The organism is Psychrobacter sp. UBA3068 (assembly GCF_002366815.1).
GTDB classification, from domain to species: domain Bacteria; phylum Pseudomonadota; class Gammaproteobacteria; order Pseudomonadales; family Moraxellaceae; genus Psychrobacter; species Psychrobacter namhaensis.
The window spans coordinates 53,954-69,756 of sequence record NZ_DFBY01000026.1; the positions used below are offsets into that span (position 1 = coordinate 53,954).

13 protein-coding genes are annotated in these 15,803 nt (G+C 40.3%); 7 read left to right on the forward strand and 6 right to left on the reverse strand.

The features are described from left to right. Positions 1-41 precede the first annotated feature (41 nt). From B2P60_RS06695 to B2P60_RS06710, 4 genes are all read right to left on the reverse strand, one after another. Positions 42-1,070 carry a methionine synthase gene (locus B2P60_RS06695; RefSeq protein WP_286740159.1) on the reverse strand — a complete coding sequence of 343 codons (1,029 nt, stop codon included), beginning with the start codon at positions 1,068-1,070 and terminating at the stop codon, positions 42-44. Positions 1,071-1,126: 56 nt separating this feature from the next. Beyond that, positions 1,127-2,134, reverse strand: coding sequence for a DUF1852 domain-containing protein (locus B2P60_RS06700; protein WP_286740161.1), 1,008 nt, complete (start codon positions 2,132-2,134; stop codon positions 1,127-1,129). 426 nt (positions 2,135-2,560) lie between these two features. Next, positions 2,561-3,880, reverse strand: a complete 1,320-nt coding sequence (locus tag B2P60_RS06705; RefSeq protein ID WP_193006513.1) for a short-chain fatty acid transporter — start codon at positions 3,878-3,880, stop codon at positions 2,561-2,563. Between the two features lie 926 nt (positions 3,881-4,806). Continuing rightward, positions 4,807-5,034, reverse strand: a complete 228-nt coding sequence (locus tag B2P60_RS06710; RefSeq protein WP_286740163.1) for a hypothetical protein — start codon at positions 5,032-5,034, stop codon at positions 4,807-4,809. A gap of 110 nt (positions 5,035-5,144) precedes the next feature. On the opposite strand from B2P60_RS06710, the gene B2P60_RS06715 reads away from it, so the two are divergent. Continuing rightward, positions 5,145-6,232 (forward strand): IS3 family transposase gene (locus B2P60_RS06715; RefSeq protein WP_286740165.1). Its coding sequence is split into 2 segments (ribosomal slippage): positions 5,145-5,397 and positions 5,397-6,232, totalling 1,089 coding nucleotides; the frame shifts between segments, so codons are not numbered across the junction. A gap of 2 nt (positions 6,233-6,234) precedes the next feature. Here B2P60_RS06715 and B2P60_RS06720 read toward each other — a convergent pair. After that, complete coding sequence (locus B2P60_RS06720; protein ID WP_286740166.1) at positions 6,235-6,897, reverse strand: hypothetical protein; 663 nt, start codon at positions 6,895-6,897, stop codon at positions 6,235-6,237. Positions 6,898-6,930: 33 nt separating this feature from the next. Then, entirely contained in the window at positions 6,931-7,719 is a 789-nt protein-coding gene (locus B2P60_RS06725) for a DUF4339 domain-containing protein (RefSeq protein WP_286740168.1), read from the reverse strand. Between the two features lie 404 nt (positions 7,720-8,123). Between B2P60_RS06725 and B2P60_RS06730 the strand changes: the two genes are divergently transcribed. From B2P60_RS06730 to B2P60_RS06755, 6 genes are all read left to right on the forward strand, one after another. Further along, a complete protein-coding gene (locus B2P60_RS06730) occupies positions 8,124-9,653 on the forward strand; it encodes a type I restriction-modification system subunit M (protein WP_286740169.1) in 1,530 nt (509 codons plus the stop codon). A gap of 3 nt (positions 9,654-9,656) precedes the next feature. Beyond that, positions 9,657-10,922, forward strand: coding sequence for a restriction endonuclease subunit S (locus tag B2P60_RS06735; protein WP_286740171.1), 1,266 nt, complete (start codon positions 9,657-9,659; stop codon positions 10,920-10,922). Positions 10,923-11,212: 290 nt separating this feature from the next. Continuing rightward, a complete protein-coding gene (locus B2P60_RS06740) occupies positions 11,213-12,670 on the forward strand; it encodes an anti-phage deoxyguanosine triphosphatase (protein ID WP_286740173.1) in 1,458 nt (485 codons plus the stop codon). A 202-nt stretch (positions 12,671-12,872) separates the two neighbouring features. Then, on the forward strand, positions 12,873-14,327 hold the full coding sequence (locus tag B2P60_RS06745; RefSeq protein ID WP_286740174.1) for an AAA family ATPase: 1,455 nt from the start codon (positions 12,873-12,875) through the stop codon (positions 14,325-14,327). After that, positions 14,311-14,922, forward strand: a complete 612-nt coding sequence (locus tag B2P60_RS06750; RefSeq protein ID WP_201567295.1) for a TIGR02646 family protein — start codon at positions 14,311-14,313, stop codon at positions 14,920-14,922. Before B2P60_RS06745 ends, B2P60_RS06750 begins: the two co-directional genes overlap by 17 nt. After that, positions 14,919-15,803, forward strand: an 885-nt coding sequence (locus tag B2P60_RS06755) for a type I restriction endonuclease (RefSeq protein ID WP_286740175.1), incomplete at its 3' end; no start/stop codon positions are given. The genes B2P60_RS06750 and B2P60_RS06755, both read left to right, overlap by 4 nt.

The window sequence follows — 15,803 nt, forward strand, 5'->3', positions numbered from 1 at the left end:
GTCACTTATCAGCTCAAACCAGCTAGGGCTTATGAATAAAACTAAACGGTCAGCTCTTGACGAGCGATGGCTGCGCCAGCGCTTAATGCTGCCAGCTTGCCTCGTGCCACGTCGCGAGACAACGGTGCCATACCGCAGTTGGTCGAAGGATAGAGCTTGTCAGCATCGACAAATTGCAGTGCTTTGCGTAGCGTATTTGCCACTTCTTCGGGGGTCTCAATGGCATTGGTTGCCACATCAATGGCGCCAATCATCACTTTTTTACCGCGAATCAGCTCAATCAAATCCATGGGTACATGGGAGTTTTGACACTCTAAAGAGACAATATCAATATTCGACTGCTGCAATTTAGGAAAGGCTTGCTCATATTGACGCCACTCTGAACCCAGTGTTTTTTTCCAATCGTTATTGGCTTTGATGCCATAGCCGTAGCAGATATGCACCCCCGTCTCACACTTTAGTCCTTCGATTGCTCGCTCTAATGTGGCAATCCCCCAGTCGTTGACGTCATCAAAGAACACATTAAATGCTGGTTCATCAAACTGGATGATATCCACGCCAGCCGCTTCTAACTCTCTGGCTTCTTGATTCAAAATTTTGGCAAACTCCCAAGCCAATTTTTCACGGCTTTTATAATGACCATCATACAAGGTATCAATCATCGTCATCGGACCTGGCAGTGCCCATTTGATAGGCTGATCGGTTTGTTGACGTAAAAATTTAGCATCGTCAACAAATACAGGTTTTTGACGGCTTACCGCACCCACGACTGAGGGCACACTGGCCTCATAGCGATTACGAATGCGTACGGTCTTGCGCCTCTCAAAATCAACGCCATCTAAATGTTCGATGAAAGTGGTCACAAAATGCTGACGGGTCTGCTCGCCATCACTGACAATATCAATGCCTGCATGCAGTTGTTCTTGCAGGGTCAAACGTAGCGCATCTTGTTTGGCTTCAATCAAGTGCGCGCCTTCTAGTGCCCAAGGTGACCAGATTTTCTCAGGTTCTGCTAGCCAAGATGGTTTTGGTAAGCTGCCAGCGGTAGATGTCGGTAATAATAGTTTCATATTGATCCATTTTTCACATTTTGTTTTTATATTTTAATTTTTTACATATCGGACAGTTAGGCAGCATATTTTTTAAGCGCACCTTTTTCCACAGAATAGCTGGCAGCCCACTGCTCTAAAATGTCTTGGTAAGGTTTGATGAATTGCTCTTCTGTAAACTTGCCTTGCTTTACTGCCATTTGGCTACGCTCTTCACGATCATACACAATTTGAGTTAGTGAATAATCTTGGTAGGTCAAACTTGGTTGATACACGTCACCTGCGCTTGAGTTGGCATTGTAAATTTCAGGTCGGTAGATTTTTTGGAATGTCTCCATAGTGCTTATCGCACTGATGAGCTCAAAATTGGTGTAATCACTCAACAAATCACCGGCGAAATAAAACGCTAATGGCGCAGCACTATCTGCAGGCATGAAGTAACGAACGGTTAAGCCCATTTTGTGAAAATACGCATCGGTTAACGAGTAGTCATCTTGCTTATATTCAACCCCTAATACAGGATGCTGATTGGCCGTACGGTAATAGGTTTTACTGGTTGACACGCTGAGGCAAATCACCGGTTTTTTATGAAAGTTGGCTTTATATGCCTCTGAGTTCAATAAGTATTGAAATAATTTGCCATGTAAGTCACCAAAATCTTCTGGTGGCGCAGATGCTGGATTTTTATCAAAATGCTCGAGCAGTACGACGCTAAAGTCGTAATCGCGCACATAAGAGGAGAAACTGTTGCCGATCATACCGTCAATACGGGTGTTGTCTTTATGATCAACAATCGTTGTTTTCAGCGTTTCGATGACAGGAAAGGTATGGCCATTACCTTCGATATCCATGTCTGCAGAAATGATGTCAACTTCAACAGAATAACGGTCTGCTGTTGGGTTATCCCAATGCGCCAAAGCGTTAAAACGGTTGTTTATCATTCTCAATGTTTTACGTAAATTCTCTTGGCGATGCTCGCCGCGCGCCAAATTCGCAAAGTTAGTGGTCAGACGCGTGCTGTCTGCAGGATGATAATTTTCATCAAAACGAATGCGCTTAATTGAACAGGTAAATTCTTTACTCATGATAATCTGCCACCCTAAACCAATCTTGTTATTTGAGATAAAACCAAATTTGTGTATGAGGTGAATTATGCCTGAATCATTACATGAATAAAAACGATGTAAATTAAATAAAAAATGAATAAAATTCACTATAGTGGTTAATGATGGGTAAGAGAATGAGAGGGCAGAGATTTTGACGAATGACTACGTGGGAAGTTGGGTCTATAAAGGAATAGGGAAAGCGGAAGGATTTGGAGAGAAGAGTTTGGCCAATCAACCACACGTAAAACATTTTTTCATCAAAGAGTGAGGCGTGAAAGCTAACTCAGAAATTTCCCAATTGGACTACGAAAATTTCCTTTTGAGTCACCTTGATACCTTTACCCATAAAAAAGGCCTCACCCATAAAAAAGGCAAGGCCAGATTTTTTCAGTCTTTAAATGACATTTATAAAAACAACAATCCTAAGCCGATCACAACACCACTGACAACCAATACAATCACACAAAAACCCATGATATCTTTGGCTTTTAGTCCAGCAATTGCTAAGGCTGGTAATGCCCAAAACGGCTGGATCATGTTTGTCCAAGCATCACCCCATGCAACTGCCATGGCCACTCTTGCAGGGTCACTACCCAGCATTTCTGCTGCTTCTAACATAATGGGTGCTTGAACTGCCCATTGCCCACCACCTGAGGGGACAAAAAAATTGACAAGCCCTGCACTTAAAAACGCGAAAAGTGGCAGCGTATCTGCCGTTGAAATGTTGACGAAGGCCTCTGACATTACTCCTGCCAAACCAGAGGCTGTCATCATTCCCATGATTCCTGCATAAAACGGAAATTGAACGATGATGGCACCCGCTCCTCTGACAGCTTCTTGAACGGCAATCAAATACTTGCGAGGCGTTCCGTGGAATATAATTCCAAGGAATAAAAACATAAAATTAACCAAGTCGAGCGTCAACGCAAAGCCATTTTGGACAAAATAATAAATGATAAAGGCAATACCAAGTGCACCGATAATCATAGATATTATCCAGCTGTTTTCCAGACGCTCGGCTGGTGTCATTTCCGATTTTGCTGGCAGCTCATCCATGATCGGATCAACGAGAAGTTTAGGATCGACGGCGATTGTGTCTTCTTTTTTTGGCATCATCAAACGGTTTAGTAATGGGACGATAATCACTAACGCCACAACGATGATTAAATTATAACTGGCAAAAATCGTTGCACTCGTTGGAATAATGCCGATTTTATCCGCGAATGGATGCCCCTCTGTGGCAATGGATAATGGAATGGAGCCAGAAAATCCAGCATGCCAAATGATAAATCCAGAATAGGCACTGGCAATTAATAAGCGGTAATCAACATGCTCAACACGCTTTGCCAACTCTTTGGCAAATAAAGCCCCAATAACCAAGCCAAAACCCCAGTTGATCCAGCTTGCTGCAAGCGATACCAAGGTGACCAAGACAATCGCACTGCCGGGTGACGTTGCCAAACTGGCCAATTTACCCAGCCCTTTTTTAAATATCGGGCTACTGGCCAATACAAAACCTGTGACTAATACCAGCACCATTTGCATGGAGAATGCGAGTAACGCCCAAAACCCTTCACCCCAAAACGCCACCATCTGTACCGGTGATGAGTCAGTTAACCCTAAACCCAGTGCAAAAATAACCACTGTTAAGATAATGACGAATAAAAACGGATCTGGTAGATATTTTTCCATCAAGCTATTCGAGAAACGTGTAATCCCTTTCATTTTATAAATCCCTTTTTATTTAAATGTGTGCTTCATCCCGTACCTACCGTGTTTTCGGTGCAGATCTTTAGTAGGTATTCCTACCTTAGTTTCTTCTAAAGTCGTGCGGTCATCCTTCGGCATTGTAGAATGAATAAATTTTTATCGTTGTACTGCCACCGCTTGTTTAATTGCTGCTGTTGTTTTTACTATCAACCAAACTGTCTAAGTTATTATAGGACGGATCATGGTCGTAGTATTATAAGCTATCTCTCTAGATGTAGAGATAAACAATTCATAGTAATGCTTTTGTCGTGTCTGAAGCGCGCTCAATCAATAGATCAATTGGAATATTAGGGCTTCATGTACTAAAGGCAAAGCCGGATTTATTTGTCAGGCGTAAATATCAAAGAGTTCTTGCCAGCTGATTTTTACGGTTCTAAAAATAGAGCCTCTCGCGTTTCTGGTTCAAAATGACGAGCTCAAGTAAACCTACCGACGAGATTCTTAGAGCAGTTCATACTGTGAGGTCTAAAAAACAGCAGACCAACACAAGCCACGGGATAGGTGGGTTATGTTCGGATAGATTGGGAAAACAGCAGACATAAAAAAAACGCTAGACGCGTTATTTATAAAGGTTTCAATGGGTATTTAGGATAGGGTAGGACAAAATAGGAAAACTAGCTTTTGATAAGATTGGCGGTGAAGGAGGAAGTCAAACTAATGGGCTAGGTTATTGATTTTATTGTGTTTATATATTTTTTACTGCGCATTAGACCAATAAATAGACCAACAGCATTATAGTGTTAGATACAAAGCAAATAATAGGATTTATCTCATAATAAATTGTATCAATATGTTACTTTAAACTTTAACATAGTTAAGAATATATTTGGTATCAATATATTTGTTGGTAAATATATTGATACCGTTATCTCTAACTGTAACTACAACGATCTGAACTCTTGAGCGCTTTCAAGTATTTCATTAGTATTTTTGTCATAGAAATCTAATACAATACCGTTTATTTTATAAGGAGCAGAAGAGTTCGACATGGAAATCTCATCATATATGAATTCGACATAAACTTTTCCTGCCATTCCTAACTCTTTCTTATCTATTAGGTCTTGTATTTTTTCGGCTTTTTCTCTGCTACTAACATATAGCTTACTCATACGTATATAATAAGGCTCATCAAGAACATGCTGGTATGGTAATCCCCCCAATAAATAAGAACACCTAGAAATAGAGATTAGCTGCTAAAATATATCAGCAGGAGAATCCTATGAAAAAGACACGCTTTAGCGACAACCAAATCGTTAATATCCTAAAACAAGCTGAACAAGGCGTTCCTATCACCGAGCTATGCCGCGAGCATAACATCAGCCAAAGTACCTTTTACAACTGGCGCTCAAAGTATGGCGGCATGGATGCCTCTTTAATTGCGCGTTTAAAAGAACTTGAAGTTGAAAATGCACGTCTTAAGAAGATGTATGCTGACGAATGTCTTAAGTCAGATATCCTACAGGATGCCATGACAAAAAAGTGGTAGCGCCCCAAAGGCGCAGGCAGCTAGCTTGTCACTATATTGAAGCGCGTCGCATTAGCATACGCCGTGCTTGCCGTATTTTTAACATCAGCGTCACCTGCTATTATCACAAGTCAGTAGCAACGGATGAGAATAAGCAGATAGCGGACTTGCTTATAGAGCTGACTACCCAGAATAAGAACTGGGGCTTTGGCTTGTGCTTCTTAACCCTACGTAACGTGATGGGGCTGCGATACAACCATAAGCGAGTGTATCGCATCTACTGTGAGCTTGAACTCAACCTTAGAATCAAGCCCAAGCGTCGCATTAAACGTGCTAAACCAATACCATTAGCAGTACCTGATAAGCTCAACCAAAGCTGGAGCATGGACTTTATGCACGACGGCTTAACGGATGGCCGCGGCTTTAGACTGTTCAACGTGATTGATGATTACAACCGTGAGGCACTCACCGTTGAGGTCGACTTCTCACTACCGGCGCAAAGGGTCATACGCAGTCTAAATCAGCTCACTGAGTACCGAGGTAAGCCGATTCAGATAAGATGTGATAACGGCCCTGAGTACATCAGCAATGCCTTAAAAGAATGGGCTTATGATCAAGGCATTACGATAAGCTATATTGAACCTGGCAATCCACAGCAAAATGCTTATGTGGAGCGTTTTAACAGAACGATGCGCTATGATTGGTTAAATCAGGAGCTGTTTGATAATCTAGAGCAGGTACGCGCACAAGCAAAAAACTGGTTATACCATTATAATCATGAGCGCCCGAACATGGGCAATGGCGGTTTTACACCGATACAGAAACTCAATCAGGTAGCTTAACTCTATTTACTAGGTGTCTTATGTTTGGGAGGGTTACCGTATTTAGTTATTTTCCTACCATCTATGTCCTCTCTTGTCTCTAAGTTGATTGATATACTATTGACACCAAATAATGGAAAGTACTGCCCGTCAATGCTATAGCTCTTAAGTGGAGGCTCATTATTATTATAGTCCGTTGCGATAGCTGTGATTAACTTCTTATCCTCTTCTGCTACCTCATCATAGTGAGGATAATAATAGTCATCATGATCTATATCAAAAACGAATTTTCTATTATCTCTAATAGAATTACCGTAATTTTGTGCTTCTTGATAAGTGCTTTCAGTAATATCTTCTCTTTTAAAGGGATTGTCACCTACTTCACCAAACCGTCTCTCGTACTCATCATCTCCTAATGCAATACGACTTATGATATTTTTGTCATTATCATCTAGGTCATCAGTTAACAAGCTAACCACTAATAGTTTATTAAGAAAGTCATTTGTATCCTCTACGTTATAATCTGGAAATTCATTATACTCTTCAAAATCAAAACTAGATTTTACTTCGTCATGAATGTATTCTTCAGAAATATCAGCTTCATTAGCTATAAAGCCAGTATCACCTTCATTATCTGAGCATGATGTTAGTAGAAGTATTGAAGTTAACATTAATAGTTTTTTCATAAATTTCTCACTAATACTGTACTTGATTGATTATTATTCTCTACCTATTGATGCTTGTACTTGATCACCATCAGTACGTATAGTGATATCTATGGCGTCACCAGTATTCAATATAGCTGTAGCATAGTATTTACTATCAGAAATTTTAAGATCTACATTAACTTCTTCGCATCTTACATTATCGCCCCCAAATTCATCTAAACCAGTTATATAAGAACCGAACCTCACCATGTCAGTAACTTGCTCACAAGAATTTTCTTCTATATAACTATTTCCAGAAAGATTGCCTATTTCGGAGAATATGAATAAAACAGAAACGACTATACCTGCACAGCCAATCCAAAATATTTTCTTATTATCTTCAAATTTTTTGGATCTTTTCCAAAGGTACAATATAGGTATAAAAATCATCCATTTTGGTGAGATATCTATGCCTTGTTTTTTGCATTTTTTATGATCTATGAAAGCCATTATAATAGCTGCTATATATGCTATTAATCCTAAGATAATACTAACAAATGAACTGAGGGCTATTCCCCAAGCTAGACTATTTGTAAGCCCTCCTATGTCTCTAGAATTATTTCCTGTGCTTTGATTTTGCGGTGGCGGTGGCGGTGGCGGTGGCGTAATAGAACTTATACCCTCTGCTAAATCTGTATCTTTTATAGGCTTCCAATCACCATTACCATCCCAAACTAGTGTATCTATATTTATGTTTTCTTCTAACAGTAGCTTTTTGACCTCTTTTTCAGTGATTGGCCCTATAGTTTTACCATCACTTGATATGTAGTGATAACTTTTGACCCTACTACTACCATTCATATTGAATCCCTATATCAACATAAAAACAAACATTGGCCATTAGTATTTTTACACTATTAATGAACCAATGTTTGTTTTATGAAAATCAATAAATTTAACATGTTAGCAACAATTTAGCAAAGAATATCGGAACTGAACAAACATTTATTTTATTATTTAATAACTCTATTAAAACAAGCCGCGCTAATTTAAAACTAAGAAGGCTAGATAAGTTTAATCTAAGGCATCAAATGAAAAGCTAAACTCGACGGTAATATTAATCCACTTCGCGATACTGCTTAATACCCTTATAGAGTTAATAGAATCAAATTTTTCAGCAATGACATCTGCCAATTCTCTTGGACCCTGCTATCATTACCTCACTATAACTATTCATAATTTTCCAGCGCGTTAAGGAATAATAAATGCCTGCCAGAACCACTAATAATATTAGCAAAATCAATCAAGACGATATCAACAAAGCCGTCTGGAACGCCTGTGACACCTTTCGCGGGGTCATCAGCGCCGACACCTATAAAGACTTTATCTTAACCATGCTGTTCCTCAAGTACTTATCAGATGTCTATCGCGATGAGTACATCAAGCTGGTCGAGCAGTTTGGCGACAACCCAGAGCTGATCCACGCCATGATGGCAAAGCAGCGTTTTGTGTTGCCTGAGGGCGCAAGCTTTTGGGATCTATACGAGCAGCGTCATCAGCCGGGCAACGGTCAGCGTATCGACGAGGCGCTACATGCCATTGAAGAAGCCAACGGCACCAAGCTTAAAAACGTCTTCCAAGATATTAGCTTTAATACTGATAAATTGGGTCAAGAAAAGCAAAAGAACGAGCTATTACGCCACTTATTAGAAGACTTTGGCAAAGAGATTTTGAACCTCTCCGCCGAGCGTGTCGGTAGCCTCGATGTGATTGGCAATGCGTACGAGTACTTAATCAAGCACTTTGCGGCAAGTAGTGGCGCGACGGCTGGTGAGTTCTATACGCCGCCCGAAGTATCGAATTTGCTAGCGACTATCCTTGAGCCTGTTGAGGGTGATGAAATCTGTGATCCAGCTTGTGGTTCAGGCTCGCTACTCATTAAATGCGGGGCGATGGTACGCAAAAACTCAAATTCTAAGAAGTATGCGCTATACGGTCAAGAAGCCATTGGCTCGACATGGGCACTGGCCAAAATGAATATGTTCCTACACGGTGAGGACAACCACCGTATCGAGTGGGGCGATACCATCCGCAATCCGCTGCTACTGGACAAAGACGGCAAGAACTTATTACAGTTCGATGTGGTGACTGCCAACCCGCCGTTTTCATTGGATAAATGGGGTCATGACGATGCCAGTAGCGATCCCTATGGTCGCTTCCATCGCGGTGTACCGCCCAAGACCAAGGGCGACTATGCGTTTATCAGTCATATGATCGAAACGCTCAAACCTGCGACTGGTCGCATGGGCGTGGTCGTACCGCATGGCGTGCTGTTCCGTGCGTCTAGTGAAGGCAAAATCCGTCAGCAACTCATAGAAGAAAACTTGCTCGATACGGTGATTGGTTTACCCGAAAAGCTGTTCTTTGGGACGGGTATTCCAGCCGCGATATTACTGTTCAAAAAGAATAAAACAGATGATACGGTGTTGTTTATCGATGCCAGCAATGAGTTTAAATCGGGTAAAAACCAAAACCAGCTCACCGATGCCAATATTGCTAAAGTCATTGAGACGTATAAAGCGCGTGAAAGCGTCGATAAATACGCGTATCTCGCGAGCTTTGATGAGATAGCCGATAATGACTTTAACCTAAACATTCCGCGCTATGTCGATACGTTTGAAGAAGAAGCAGAGATTGATCTAGATGCGGTGCGTAATGAGCGTCTTGAGTTAAAAGCTGAACTCGATAAATTAGAGACTGAGATGGCAGATTTTTTAAAAAGTTTGGGGTATTGATCTATGCGACTATTAGCTAAAGAAGAAACACCTTTAGACTGGACTTCTAAAAAAATAGGTTCTTATGTTTTAGGGCATAAAGGTGGTGCTGCACTACGTCCAAGTGACTTCAGTGATGTTGGATTTCCTGTCATACCAAAAAAAGCTATCCAGCCTACTGGCGAATTGTTGATTGAAAGCCCTACCTATTGTACTAATGAATTTGCTAGTAATAACAAGCGTTCTATTGTAGATAATTCTTATACTATAACTACTCTTCGAGATCTTGTTCCAACCGGACCAACTATAGGAACGGTAGTTAATTTTACTAGTGAAGAAAAATATATTCTATCTCAAGGAATATACGGGCTAAAACTTAATGATGATCTTGATAAAAAGTACCTTTCATATTTAAGTAATACATCTTTTTATAGAAAAGTAATGCAAAGGATTATGGTCGGAAGTACCCAAGTCCACATCCGCACCCCAGAATACCTTGATTTAGAAATTCAAATTCCACCTCTCCTAGAACAACAAAAGATCGCTAAAATCCTATCGACTTGGGATAGAGCGATTAGCACGACTGAGCGTTTGATTGACAATAGTACCCAACAGAAAAAAGCGTTGATGCAGCAATTACTGACGGGTAAAAAGCGTTTGCTTGATGAGTCGGGGAAACCGTTTGCGGGTGAGTGGGAAAGTAGGCTCTTTAAAAATATATTAAAACTTGATAGAGGTAGCTCTCCTAGACCTATTGTCAAATATATGACAGATAGCGAAGACGGTGTAAATTGGATAAAAATCGGAGATACAAAAGGTGAGGGTTTATATATTAACTCCACAAAAGAGAGAATTACGAAAGAAGGTGCTGAAAAATCACGCAAAGTATTTAAAGGTGAAGTAGTTCTTTCAAATTCAATGAGCTACGGCAAACCATATATTTTGAATATTGATGGATATATCCATGATGGTTGGTTCGTCATTAGAAAATTTGAGAAAAATATAGATGTCAATTTTCTAATTCAAATTTTAAGCTCAGAGTTGATTCAAAGACAATACAAACGGTTAGCAGCAGGTGGAGTAGTTAGTAATATTAGTAGCGAACTAGTTTATGCAGTTAAGATCAACTTGCCTTCTATTCCAGAACAACAAAAAATCGCCACCGTGTTAACCAATGCCGATAAAGAAATTGAATTGCTTGAGCAGCAATTGGCTGATTTGCAGCAAGAGAAAAAGGCGCTGATGCAGGTGTTGTTGATGGGTAAAAAGCGGGTGGTGATTGATGGGTAAAAAATGCTAATTTTGACAAGGCGAAAGGGTGCATGACAAATGATTAAAAAAATATGTGATGCAATAAAAGCATGGTATAACGGCTCTCACACTCTCTACGAGAATGATCCTAATTCAAATGTTTTTATCATCGGCTTTAATCATGAAGTTCATTGGACTGCTAAAATGGTTAGGTGTCTCTTTAAATGGTATTTGGAACATTGGAAATGGTTTTGGGGTATTGTGATACCTGTGAGTGTGAGCTTATTTATAGCATTTCATAATTAAAAGAAATAAGGCGTGAGTTAGATATGAGAAAAGATATTGATTATAAAAAAATGAAGCAGCGCCGTGAGCCCGCTGTATCTCGCACAAAGGACGTACGTAATGAGTATGATAGAGACGAAGCTCGACTGATTCATTCAGCTGCGTTTAGAAGATTACAATCCAAAACACAAGTACTAGGTTTGGGTGAAAGTGACTTCTATCGTACTCGGCTGACTCACTCTATGGAGGTTGCGCAAATTGGTCGAGGTATTGTTCAGTATCTTAAGAAAGACAAGCAATTTAAACAGTATAAAACCTACCTGCCCAATATGTCATTGATTACAGCCATTTGTCTGGCTCATGACATTGGTCATCCACCATTTGGTCATGGTGGTGAAGTAGCGCTAAATTACTGCATGCGTGAATATGGCGGCTTTGAAGGTAATGGTCAAACATTAAGAATTTTGGGTAACTTAGATAAGTATCATGCAAAGTACGGTCTTAATCCTACAAGAAGAATGCTACTTGGCGTTCTAAAATATCCAGTACCATATTCAGAGCTTGTGAATAATAGCGTCTATAAGAAGAAAACAGACAAACATGAGAGTCCATATTGGTTATTTGCAGCAGACACACAAAAGCCGCCAAAATGCTATCACGATGCAGACCAAGATATTGCTGACTTTATCTTTGACGGTTTTTCTAGAAAAGATATAAAAAGGTTTACCAAACACAAGTCCGAAGATGGCAAGCATCGAAAAACATGCTTTAAATCACTTGACTGTTCAATCATGAATTTAGCAGATAATATCTCGTATAGTCTTCATGACTTAGAAGACGCTCTATCTTTGGGAATGATCAACCAATCTCAATGGGAAAAACATTTTAAAGGTCAAAAAAAGCTATTCAATAATGTAGCAAATGAGCTTAATAATAAGAAATTGTTATTTGACAATATCACTGCTAGGCTATTTAGTGATCACAGCTATGAACGTAAAAGTGCTATTGGTTGTTTGGTCAACTTAATGATTACAAATGTAGTTATTACAGATAACGGATCAAGATGTAAAAACAGGCTGTTGCGGTATGAAGTCAAACTTGATGGTAGCGTAGAGCAGTTAAGAACTCATATATTTGATATCGTCTATAAATTGGTTATAAAAGATGAAAACGTTCAGCAGTTAGAGTTTAAAGGACAAAAGCTGATAATAGAGTTATTTCAAGTTTTATCAGAAGACCCAGAACGTTTTTTACCTAAAAGCACCAAAGATGTTTGGGTTCAAGCGGGAGCGGATGCATTAGAAATGCCCGAAAATTACTTATCAAGTAATAAAATAAAAGAGCTGGAAAAAGAGGGTTTATGTATTTCAAAAGTAGCAGAACAATCAGCACAGATGAGGGTTATATGTGACTTTATTGCTGGCATGACTGATGATTACGCTACTCGGTTTTATGAAAAACTATTCACACCTCAAAAAGGCTCTATCTTCGACAGATTGTAATTTTATCTTAAGAATATAATTTTTTAAAGAGTCGCCGTAATTGTTCAGATAATGACATAAAGATACGGCGATTTTTTATGCGTGCTCATAATACTATATGACCGACGCTCCACTATAGCGACAAACAGTAGCGCACTGTTATACTGATGAGATATAAGGTTATTTATAGTTCGATCACACAAAAAAGCGACTGGATATTACTATGGATATAAAAAAACTTACGCTGAATAATCTAGGACGCTTTGAAAACCTTGAAGTGGACGTTGCCCCAATCGCTGATTACCCCTCAAACGTCACCATATTCATCGGCAACAATGGCGCTGGCAAGACTTCAATATTAGAGGCGCTGGCGACATCACTCAGCTGGTTTGTCGCGCGCTTGCGGAATGAAAAAGGCAGCGGCAACATGATCAATGAACTGTCTATCCTCGATAATGCACCCGCCGCTAGCATCACATTACAGCTATCCGATCAAACTCAGAGTAGCAATAATAGCGAGCTGTCATTCTATGAGTGGACACTTGCCAAAGCACGTAAGGGTCGCAAGAGCGAAAAATCAAGCCAGCTCGGCCAGCTTAATAAGCTGGTAGACAGCTATCGGCAGCAGCTTACCGATAATGACAATGCCAGTTTGCCCCTGATCGCTTACTATCCTGTTGAGCGTTCAGTTTTAGATATTCCCCTAAAGATCAAAAACAAGCATAACTTTGACCAAATAGATGGCTATGACAGCGCGCTCAATCATGGCGTGGACTTTCGACGGTTTTTTGAATGGTTTCGTGAGCGTGAAGATATTGAGAATGAGGAGCAAAATAGAAGTTCTAGCAGAGTTATAACAGAATATATTGAAGACTTTGCTAAGGTAGAGGATATGGTTTTTGGTAATAAAGAGAGACTCGACAGTTTAGATAAGGAAGATATAGAGTCTGTCTTACAAAAGTTTGAACGCATAAATAGATTTTCAACTTCTTTAAAGAAAATAGAATATGAACACCAAGACAAACAACTAAATGCCGTTAGAACCGCTATTACCGCGTTTATGCCTAACCTTAGCAACATTCGCGTTCAGCGTAAGCCGCGACTGCATATGGCAGTCGATAAAAACGGTCAACCCTTAAATGTCATGCAGCTCTCGCAAGGAGAGAAATCACTAATGGCATTGGTAGGCGATATTGCCCGTCGTTTAGCGATGATGAATCCTGCTCTTGATGACCCACTACAAGGTGATGGCATTATCTTAATTGATGAAGTCGATATGCACTTGCATCCTAGTTGGCAGCGTAATCTTGTGCCACGCTTCACGGCTACTTTCCCCAATTGTCAGATCATACTTAGCACCCATTCTCCTTTGGTCATCAGTGATCAAAAAGGCATATTGGTCTATCTGCTAAGTGATGGTGAGATTGGTGCATTGCCGCCTTTATATGGTGCGGACGTTAACACCGTATTGCTAGAGGCAATGGACACGGACGTTCGTAACCCTGATATTAATGGTAAGCTTAATGACTTATTAGATGCCATTCATGACGGTGATGTCAATAATGCCAAGATGCTAATGCAAGCACTAGGTCGTGAGCTGCCAGCAGGCAATATGGAGCTTGCCAAAGCAAGATTGCTGCTTCGTAAAAAGGAGCTGCAGCTTGCGAAAAATAAGTAAACAAGTAGGTTTCGAGCCAGCAAGTTTAAGTCAGTTTAAACGTCGCAATAAGCAAGGCAACTATAGTGATCTGACGGTTGAAACAAGACAAGATATCCGTTTGGCATGTACCATAGAGCAGTTTTATTTATGTGCTTACTGCTGCAAACAAATCTCAGGTAGCAGCGACGATACAATGAATGAGCATGTCATAGCAAGAAAGACAGCACCTCATAAAAGCCTTGATTACACCAATATCGTTGCCAGTTGTACAACGGCCAATCAGTGCGATAATGCACATGGGTCACAGACATTACCGTTAACGCCTTTCGACGTTGAATGTGAAACAGATTTAGATTTTAAGCTCAGCGGTAGAGTGGTGGGTTTAACCGATGACGCTCAAAAAACCATCGGTATATTAAATTTAAACAATAAGTCTTTGAATGAGCAAAGAAAAATATTTATCGATACTATACTTTTCACATATGGTGAGAATGCTATAGAAGATGACTATCTGATAAATATAATGATAGACGAATTGGCGCAACTAGAAGAAGGTAAACTTGAAGCATTTGCGCCTGTGGTTATCAATGTATTACGAGGATGGGTTAGATGACTAACAGTATCAATTTCGCCGAAGAATTCAGCTCAAAGATTCCCGCCTTAACCTTACTCACCACGCTGGGTTATGAGTTTATTCCGCCAAGTCAATGCAATGCCATGCGCGCAAAAGTGGCTGTAAGTAAAGCCAATAATAAAGCCACCAATCAAGTGATGCTCCTGCCCGTTATGCGTGCGTTTTTAGCCAAGCAAACTTTTATGTTTGAAGGTCAGACGCATCCTTTGTCAGACAGCGCCGTTGATAAAATCATGCACGAACTCAACCCAGCGATGAACTTAGGCTTGCAGCTTGCCAATGAAAAGCTCTATAACGCCATGCTGTATGGCGTGACGGTGACTGAGTTCATCGACGGTAAAAAAACCTCGCAGACCATCGCTTTGATAGATTGGAATAATATTGGTAATAATAGCTTTCACGTGACCGAAGAGCTGTTAGTACTTAATAGTGAAGGTACCAACAGTCGTAGACCTGATATCGTCTGCTTTGTGAATGGTTTACCGCTGGCAGTGATCGAAGCCAAACGCCCTGACTCTAGTAGAGAGTGGCAATCGACCAACGCCCAGGCGGTGTCCCAGCATATCCGCAATCAACATCAAAAAGAAATTCCACATTTATTTGCCTATAGCCAGCTATTGCTAGCGGTTAATGGTAATGACGGTCTGTATGCTACCTGCGGTACGCCTGAGAAGTTTTGGGCAAAATGGGTCGAAGAAGAAATCTCTGAGCCTGAGTTTCATCGTTTAAAGAACCAAGTACTTAGTCCTAAGCAAGTTGATAATTTGTTTGGTGATCGTCCTACCTCTATTAAAGAGGAATATCAGTCATTAGTTGATGGTGGTGATTTAGTTGTCACCCCCCTATGGCAGGATAGTTGT

Excerpts from the sequence above, each read along its gene's own strand:
- B2P60_RS06745 (WP_286740174.1), top strand. The coding sequence starts at position 12,873 with ATGGATATAAAAAAACTTACGCTGAATAATCTAGGACGCTTTGAAAAC.
- B2P60_RS06730 (WP_286740169.1), top strand. The coding sequence starts at position 8,124 with ATGCCTGCCAGAACCACTAATAATATTAGCAAAATCAATCAAGACGAT.
- B2P60_RS06720 (WP_286740166.1), bottom strand. The coding sequence starts at position 6,897 with ATGAAAAAACTATTAATGTTAACTTCAATACTTCTACTAACATCATGC.
- B2P60_RS06735 (WP_286740171.1), top strand. The coding sequence starts at position 9,657 with ATGCGACTATTAGCTAAAGAAGAAACACCTTTAGACTGGACTTCTAAA.
- B2P60_RS06700 (WP_286740161.1), bottom strand. The coding sequence starts at position 2,134 with ATGAGTAAAGAATTTACCTGTTCAATTAAGCGCATTCGTTTTGATGAA.
- B2P60_RS06710 (WP_286740163.1), bottom strand. The coding sequence starts at position 5,034 with ATGAGTAAGCTATATGTTAGTAGCAGAGAAAAAGCCGAAAAAATACAA.
- B2P60_RS06705 (WP_193006513.1), bottom strand. The coding sequence starts at position 3,880 with ATGAAAGGGATTACACGTTTCTCGAATAGCTTGATGGAAAAATATCTA.
- B2P60_RS06725 (WP_286740168.1), bottom strand. The coding sequence starts at position 7,719 with ATGAATGGTAGTAGTAGGGTCAAAAGTTATCACTACATATCAAGTGAT.
- B2P60_RS06695 (WP_286740159.1), bottom strand. The coding sequence starts at position 1,070 with ATGAAACTATTATTACCGACATCTACCGCTGGCAGCTTACCAAAACCA.
- B2P60_RS06740 (WP_286740173.1), top strand. The coding sequence starts at position 11,213 with ATGAGAAAAGATATTGATTATAAAAAAATGAAGCAGCGCCGTGAGCCC.